Source organism: Pyxidicoccus fallax, assembly GCF_012933655.1.
Classification (GTDB): domain Bacteria; phylum Myxococcota; class Myxococcia; order Myxococcales; family Myxococcaceae; genus Myxococcus; species Myxococcus fallax.
In genome coordinates this window covers 1-7,200 of the sequence record NZ_JABBJJ010000490.1, presented here as the reverse complement: position 1 = coordinate 7,200, position 7,200 = coordinate 1, and the positions used below count along the sequence as shown (strand labels likewise).

Genomic DNA, 7,200 nt, shown 5'->3' with positions numbered 1-7,200 from the left:
CCGAGTACCGCCGGCGACGCTTGCTCCCCTCGGCCCCCTCCGGGGCTCCCTCTTGGCTCTTCTTCTCCATCGTCAGACTCGCTTTCTAGCCGAACGAGCCTGTCCGACTCTTCAGGGGGCTACACCAGAAGCCGCCAGTGCAGCCGGCAGCTCCATCGTCACTAGTTCCTCCGTCCTGGCTTCTTCGGCAGGGGGGTGTGTCTTGTCCACTTGGGCGACTCATTCCTCCAACCACCTATCAAGCCTCGTGTGCGGGAATGAAGCCCTGTCTGATCACGGCTGCGCACAGAGGAGGTGAAGCGGTCGGGCAGCCACGGATGGGGCCCTCCTCTTCAGGCGAAGCGGCTGCTCTTCACGGGCGAGTCGGTGAAGTGCTGGCGGCGCAGGCCCGTGTCGCGGAACAGGCCGCCAGCGGCACCGCCCCGCAGCGAGGCCATGGCGGACACTCGCGTCAGAGGGGCGGCAAATCAGACGCGCGGCCAGGGACTCCACCGGGCCCGCCTCGAGAGGCGTCTCCGCCTGCTCGGTCCAGGACAGGGCATGGCTCCAAAGCACCTGCTCGGGCCGGTACTGCTGCAACTGTCCCTCCCGCAGGTCTGCTCGGAGTCCTGGAGGAAGGCACACGACAGGTGCAGCAGCACGCCGCCGATGACGACGAAGCGCCAGCCGCGCAAGTCCCTGGAGTCCAACGGGGAGATGACACGGACCACGAGGAGGCGAGCGTGAAGAGACTCAGGGCGCCACGTACCCCCAGTTCCGGTCGATGACGCGAAAGCCCGCCGACTCGTAGAGTGCCACGGAGGCGGGATTGGCGGCATGGGCATAGACCAGCGCCGTCCTGGCTCCCTCCTTCCACATGCGTCTCACTCCTTCCTGGATCAATGCCTGAGCCAGGCCCTTGCGGCGGTGCTCTGGCGCTGTCGCGACGGGCTCGAACTCGCCCAGGCCGTTCTCCGGGTCCAGCCAGCACAGCGCCAGCGCGGCCAGCGAGCCGTCTGGCGCCTCGGCCACCAGGTCCAGGTGCGCGCGGTAGTGGGAGGCGCCCATCACCCGCTGGTACACCTCGGTGGTGACACGCTCGGTGCCGAAGGCCCGGCGATGGACCTCGGCGCGCGCGGCGGTCTCCTCGGGGCCTCGCACGTTTCGAACGGTGTAGCCGGGGGGCAGGGGCGCGGTGCCGGTATCCGCCGTTGGCCGGGCCAGGTGGAGGTAGCAGTCTTCGATGCGCCGCCAGCCCTGTTGCTCCAACGCGCGGGTCATGGACGTATTGCTCTCCAATGCCCAGACATGAAGCGGACGTTCGCCGGAGGCACCGCGCGTGGGGAACCACGCCTGTGCCCACTCGAGTATCTGGGGCATCAGGGTGGCGGCGTGCTCTCGAGGATGGATGAGCAGGTCGACGTCTCCATTCACATAGCCCCAGGCGAAGCCCACCAGGTGCCCGCGCTCGTCATGCCAGAGGCGCACGTTCTGTTCGGGCCGCACGAAGGCATTGCGGTACATGCGCCAGTCGATGTCTCCCACGGTGCACTCGACCTGGGGCCCATGCGCGGCATGGGCCTCGGACACCAGGCGCGTCATGGCTCGCAGATCCTGCTCACCCGCGTAGAAACGTGAGGACGGCATGTTCGAAGACTCCTTGTGGAGGGAACGAGGGAAAAGAAAAAGCCCAGCAACCCGGTGAGATTGCTGGGCTTCCTCTAGCGAAGAGTACGGGACTCGAACCCGTCCGCTCACGCCGTGGCGGAGCGCACCGTCGCGAGCAGCTCGCCCGAGTCGATGAGCTGGCTCACCGCCTCGATGTCCTTGTGCAGCTCGCGGTCCCTATCCATGTGCGGCACCTTGCTGCGCACCAGCTCGTACGCCGCCAGCGCGCCCTTGCCGGGCTTCACCGGCAGCCGGAAGTCCAGCGCCTGCGCCGCGCACAGCACCTCGATGGCCAGACACGAGCGGGTGAAGTCACTCACCTGACGGCCCTTCAGCGCCGCCGTCATGCCCATGGACACGTGGTCCTCACGGCCCGCGGACGACGGAATCGAGTCCACCGACGCCGGGTGGCTCAGCACGCGCGACTCGGCCACCAGCGCCGCGCTCGTCACCTGGGCAATCATGAACCCCGAGTTCAACCCCGAGTTCTTCGCCAGGAACGCCGGCAGCCCCGACAGCGCCGGGTTCACCAGCTGCTCCACCCGCCGCTCGCTGATGGACGACAGCTGCGTCAGCGCCATCGCCACCACGTCCATCGCCAGGGAGATGGGCTGCCCGTGGAAGTTGCCGCCCGACACAATCCGCTCCGTCTCCGTGAACACGAGCGGGTTGTCCGTGGCGCTGTTCACCTCCACCTCCAGAATCCGCCGGGCGAAGGACAGACCCTCGCGCGCCGCGCCGTGCACCTGCGGCATGCAGCGCAGCGAGTACGGGTCCTGCACCTTGCTGCAGTTGACGTGCGTCTCCACCAGCTCGCTGCCCGCGAGAATCCGCCGCAGGTGCGCCGCGCACGCCTTCTGGCCCGGGTGCGCCCGCACGTCGTGAATCTCGGGGATGAAGGGCTTGTGGCTGCCCAGCAGGCCCTCCAGCGTCATCGAGCCCGCCACGTCCGCCAGGTCCGCCAGCGTCTCCGCGCGGAGCTGGAGCAGGGTGCCCACCGCGCACATGGCCTGCGTGCCGTTCACCAGCGCCAGGCCCTCCTTGGCCTCCAGCACCACCGGCTGCAGCCCTGCCCGCTCCAGCGCCTGACGCGCCGGCAGCCGCTGGCCCTGGAAGTACGCCTCGCCCTCGCCGATGAAGACGAGCGCCAGGTGCGCCAGCGGCGCCAGGTCGCCCGATGCGCCCACGCTGCCCCGCTCGGGCACCACCGGCACCACGTCCCGGTTCAGCATGTCCAGCGCCAGCCCCAGCGTCTCCGGCCGGATGCCCGAGAAGCCCTTCGCCAGCACGTTGCACCGCAGGAGCAGCAGCGCCCGCGCCTCCGGCAGGGGCAGGGGAGTGCCCACGCCACACGCATGGGACAGGATGAGGTTGCGCTGGAGGTCGCGCAGGTCCTTCTTGTCGATGCGGACCTCGGCCAGCGTGCCGAAGCCGGTGTTGATGCCGTAGGCCGGCGTGTCACCGGCGGCCACCCGGTCCACCAGGGCGCGCGAGGCACGCACGCGGGCGGCCGCCTCGGGGGCCAGCTCCACGGTGGCCTCGTTCCGTGCCACCTGGAGGATTTCCTCCAGCTTCAGGGTGTCACCGTCGATGAGGATGCGAGCGCGAGACATTGGGGCTCCAATGGGGTGCGGAAACTTCAAATTGCAGGCTGCGGGCGCTTTACACCCGGGAGCGCTACTCGTATAGGTCCGTCCGACTGACGCAGGAGGTCGAAGGCCCCGTGGCGCTGATCGTCCAGAAGTATGGCGGTACCTCCGTAGGTGACACCAACCGCATCAAGAACGTGGCCCTGCGCTGCCTGGCCGCCCAGGAGGCGGGCCACGACGTGGTGGTCGTCGTCTCGGCGATGTCGGGCGAGACGAACCGGCTCCTGAAACTGGTGGCGCAGATCACCGACCGGCCCGACGAGCGCGAGCAGGACGTGGTGGTCGCCACCGGCGAGCAGGTGTCCATCGGTCTCGTCGCGATGGCCATCCAGGCCCAGCAGGGCAAAGCCACCAGCTTCCTGGGCCACCAGGTGCGCATCGTCACCGACAGCACCTTCTCCAAGGCCCGCATCAAGAGCATCGACGCGCAGCCCATCCGCGCCGCCCTCGCCAAGGGCCACATCGTCGTCGTGGCCGGCTTCCAGGGCGTGGACGAGGAGGGCAACGTCACCACGCTCGGCCGCGGTGGCTCGGACACCACGGCGGTGGCGGTGGCCGCGGCGCTCCAGGCGGATGCCTGCGAAATCTACACGGACGTGGACGGCGTCTACACCACCGACCCCAACATGGTCCCCGCCGCGCGCAAGCTGGACCGCATCACCTACGAGGAGATGCTCGAGCTGGCCAGCGTGGGCGCCAAGGTGCTGCAGATCCGCTCCGTCGAGTTCGCCATGAAGTACAAGGTGCCGCTCTGGGTGAAGTCGTCCTTCACCGATGACCCCGGCACTCTCGTGTGTGAGGAGGACAAGTCCATGGAGGACGTGCTGGTCCGCGGAGTCGCCTACGACCGCAACGAGGCGAAGATCACCGTCTGCGGCGTGCCCGACGTGCCGGGCATCGCGGCGAAGATCTTCGGTCCACTCGATGAGAAGGCCATCGTGGTGGACCTCATCGTCCAGAACCCGTCCAAGGACGGCCGCACCGACCTCACCTTCACGGTGGGCAAGGCGGACTTCCTGAAGGCCCAGGACGTGGTGAAGGCCGCCATGAAGGAGATTGGCGCCGTCGGCGTCGAGACCGACGACGACATCGCCAAGGTGTCCATCGTCGGCGTCGGCATGCGCAACCACTCCGGCGTGGCGGCGCGCATGTTCAAGGCGCTGTCCTCCGAGGGCATCAACATCCAGATGATCTCCACGTCGGAGATCAAGGTGTCCTGCGTGGTCGCCGCCAAGTACACGGAGCTGGCCGTGCGCGCGCTGCACACCGCGTTCGGGCTGGATCAGCCGATGCCTCCCGCGGGTGCCACCGCCGTCTCGGAGACGGCCGCCCTCAAGGGCGAGAAGGTCTGAGTCCATGGCGGGCCGCACCGCCGCGCTCGCCGCTGTCGCCCTCGGGCTGATGGGGGTGGGCGCCGTGGCCCGGCTGCAGTGGCCCGACTCCGCCCCGGCGCTCGACTGCGCGCCGGAGGCGGTGCGCATCGGTCCGGAGGGCATCGCCACCTGTGGCGAGGGGCTGCCTCCGGCGGGCGCGCAGGCGCTGGCCCTGGGCCGCCGGTTGGACCTCAATACCGCCACGGCCGAGGAGCTTGCTCTCCTGCCGGGCGTGGGGCCTTCCCTGGCCCGGCGCCTCGTCGAGGTCCGGGAGGACTCGGGCGGCTTCACGAGCTGGGACGACGTGGACGCGGTGCCGGGAGTTGGCTCCGCCAAGTTGCAGACCCTCCAGGCGGCCACGGTGTTGGGAGCATCTCCGGACGCCGGGCCCGTGTGGTAAGCACGACGCGTGCAGATCGCCTGTCCCCAGTGCTCGATGCAGTACGTCCTCGACCCTCGACTCCTCCCCCCGGGAGGTGCCTCGGTCCAGTGCACGCGCTGTGGCCATGTGTTCATGGCCTCGCCCAACGGACAGGCACCGCTCCCCGCCGCGAAGCCCGCCGCGTCCGCGCCGGGTGGGGCGACCTCGGGCACCCACTCCACGCATATCTTCGGAGGGGGACGCTCGGCGACGATGTCCACGCAGCTCTTCGGCTCGGGGCCCCATCCCAACCCCGCCGCGGGCGCGTCCACGCCAGCCCCCGTCGCCGATACGACGCAGGTCCCGCCACCGCCCTCGATTCCGCCCGTGAGCACGCCGAGGACGTCCGGCACCGTGCCGGCGCTCGGCTCGACGGTGCCGGGCAACGGGACGCAGACGTTCGGCGCGGTGCCGGCCCAGGGGGCGACTCCGCCGGGCAACGGGACGCAGCCGTTCGGCGCCGTCCCCGCACAGGGCTCGACGGCGGCCGGTAACACGACGCGGACCTTCGGCGCGGTGCCGGCGCAGGGGACGGCTCCGTCGAGCAACGGGACGCAGACGTTCGGCGCCATCCCCGCCGCGGATGCTCCCGCGCCCATCGGCAAGACGCACACCTTCGGCGCCGTGCCCGCCGAGCCGCAGCAAGGTCCGGTGGGGCAGGGGGCGGGCACCGACCGCACGACCGTCTTCGGCGCGGTGGGTGCGCCTTCCGACCAGGGCTCCGGCATCCAGCTTCCTCCCGAGTCCCCGTCCCCCATGGGCTCCGAGACGCAGCTGCCCTTCGGTTCGAACGTCCAGGGCGGCGCCGGCTCCCTGCCCATCTCCGGCTCGCACCCGCGCCGTCCGCCGATGGAGCTCCCTCCCGAGCTGCTCGCGGGCCGCGATTCGTCGGGCGATGTGCGCTTCGACTCCGGAAAGCCCGGTCGGGAGCGCCTGTTCATCCTGCTCGCCGTGGTGGCGGGGCTCGTGCTGACGTCCGTGCTGGCCTACCCGGCGTGGCGCGACCGGAACGCGGACGTGCCCGTGGCGGCGGTCGAGGACCTGGAGCGCGCGGCCGTGCTGCTCCGGCGGGATGACCCGGCGTCGCGTGAGCAGGCCATCCAGCGCCTGCGCGCGCTGAGCGCCGCGCACCCCAGGTACGTCGAGGCCCAGGCCGAGCTCGTCGTCGCCCTGTCGATGCGGCTGTCGGATGTCATGGCGGACGCCGAGCGGCTCCGGACGCGGACGGACCTGCTGAACCGGGTGAGGGCGGACGCCGCGGGCATGCGCGACATCGCGGGGCGGAACCTCCGCGCCGCCGCGGCGAACAAGGAGCTGGCGGACATCGCCAATGAGATGGAGCCGATCCGCGAGGAGTCGAACAAGCTCCGCGGGGAGCTGGACGCCCAGCTCGCCACGCTCGCCAAGGCCCCGGAGGTGGAGCCGGCCCCGGCCCTGGTGGCGCGGGTGAAGGCGCGTGCCCTCCACGCCGGCGTGACGGTGGCCCCCGATGCGCTGATGCTCGCCGAGCGCCTGCGCAGCGTGGAGGGCGCGTCCAAGCTGTGGAGCACCCTGGCCCGCGCCGAGTACGCCCTCAGCTCCGGCTCTCCGCCGGACTCGCTGGCCGAGGTCGCCCGTGAGCTGGAGGCGCTCCGGAAGGCGGATTCCACCCTGCTGCGCGCCTACGTCCTGGGCGCCCGGGTGGCCCTGCGCCTCGATGATCCAGCCACCGCCCGCTCGCTGCTGGACGACACGCTGGCGCTCAACCGCCACCACCAGCTCGCCTCCAAGCTGTTGTCCCAGCTCGACACGGCGGCCGGGCAGCCCTGAAACGACGACCGCCTTCGCGTGCTCCCGGGCTGGAGAAAGTCCAGTCCCGCACGCGCTGATCCGCCCCTCGTCGAGGCGCTCCCCGTCGGACGCCCCTGCCGTGAAGGCAGGGCATGTCTCTTGCTTTGGTCCCGGCGCAGGTCCGAGGACTGGGGACGGAGGCAGGGTCGATGGCGGAGGTCTTCTTCTGGTGTGCCGCGCTGTTGCTCGCGCACACATACTTTCTCTACCCACTGAGCCTGTTCGTGCTGGATGGGGCGGCGCAGGTCGTCCAGAACATCCGGGCGATGCGGGGTGGGGG

The 7,200-nt window shown here is 70.4% G+C and carries 6 protein-coding genes and 2 pseudogenes; 6 read left to right on the top strand and 2 right to left on the bottom strand.

Annotation, left to right across the window (positions count from 1 at the left end):
- The first annotated feature begins 540 nt into the window (after window positions 1-540).
- Entirely contained in the window at window positions 541-726 is a 186-nt protein-coding gene (locus HG543_RS49780) for a hypothetical protein (RefSeq protein ID WP_169352015.1), read from the top strand.
- Between the two features lie 6 nt (window positions 727-732).
- Here the strand turns inward: HG543_RS49780 and HG543_RS49775 are convergent, their stop codons facing one another.
- Both HG543_RS49775 and hutH read right to left on the bottom strand, forming a co-directional pair.
- On the bottom strand, window positions 733-1,626 hold the full coding sequence (locus HG543_RS49775; protein ID WP_169352014.1) for a GNAT family N-acetyltransferase: 894 nt from the start codon (window positions 1,624-1,626) through the stop codon (window positions 733-735).
- 107 nt (window positions 1,627-1,733) lie between these two features.
- Window positions 1,734-3,260: a histidine ammonia-lyase gene (gene hutH, locus HG543_RS49770; RefSeq protein ID WP_169352013.1), complete on the bottom strand. Its 1,527-nt coding sequence runs from the start codon at window positions 3,258-3,260 to the stop codon at window positions 1,734-1,736.
- A gap of 110 nt (window positions 3,261-3,370) precedes the next feature.
- On the opposite strand from hutH, the gene HG543_RS49765 reads away from it, so the two are divergent.
- The 5 genes and pseudogenes from HG543_RS49765 to HG543_RS49750 form a co-directional block, all read left to right on the top strand.
- The gene (locus tag HG543_RS49765) at window positions 3,371-4,648 is read left to right on the top strand and encodes an aspartate kinase (RefSeq protein ID WP_169352012.1); all 1,278 of its coding nucleotides are present in this window, start codon (window positions 3,371-3,373) and stop codon (window positions 4,646-4,648) included.
- A 4-nt stretch (window positions 4,649-4,652) separates the two neighbouring features.
- The gene (locus HG543_RS49760; RefSeq protein WP_169352011.1) at window positions 4,653-5,069 is read left to right on the top strand and encodes a ComEA family DNA-binding protein; all 417 of its coding nucleotides are present in this window, start codon (window positions 4,653-4,655) and stop codon (window positions 5,067-5,069) included.
- A 9-nt stretch (window positions 5,070-5,078) separates the two neighbouring features.
- Window positions 5,079-5,177, top strand: a pseudogene (locus HG543_RS57115) (zinc-ribbon domain-containing protein); the annotation flags it as partial.
- Between the two features lie 6 nt (window positions 5,178-5,183).
- Complete coding sequence (locus tag HG543_RS49755; RefSeq protein ID WP_246357864.1) at window positions 5,184-6,899, top strand: tetratricopeptide repeat protein; 1,716 nt, start codon at window positions 5,184-5,186, stop codon at window positions 6,897-6,899.
- 170 nt (window positions 6,900-7,069) lie between these two features.
- Window positions 7,070-7,200, top strand: a pseudogene (locus HG543_RS49750) (glycosyltransferase family 2 protein); the annotation flags it as partial.

Excerpts from the sequence above, each read along its gene's own strand:
- HG543_RS49780 (WP_169352015.1), top strand. The coding sequence starts at position 541 with ATGGCTCCAAAGCACCTGCTCGGGCCGGTACTGCTGCAACTGTCCCTC.
- HG543_RS49775 (WP_169352014.1), bottom strand. The coding sequence starts at position 1,626 with ATGCCGTCCTCACGTTTCTACGCGGGTGAGCAGGATCTGCGAGCCATG.
- hutH (WP_169352013.1), bottom strand. The coding sequence starts at position 3,260 with ATGTCTCGCGCTCGCATCCTCATCGACGGTGACACCCTGAAGCTGGAG.
- HG543_RS49760 (WP_169352011.1), top strand. The coding sequence starts at position 4,653 with ATGGCGGGCCGCACCGCCGCGCTCGCCGCTGTCGCCCTCGGGCTGATG.
- HG543_RS49755 (WP_246357864.1), top strand. The coding sequence starts at position 5,184 with ATGGCCTCGCCCAACGGACAGGCACCGCTCCCCGCCGCGAAGCCCGCC.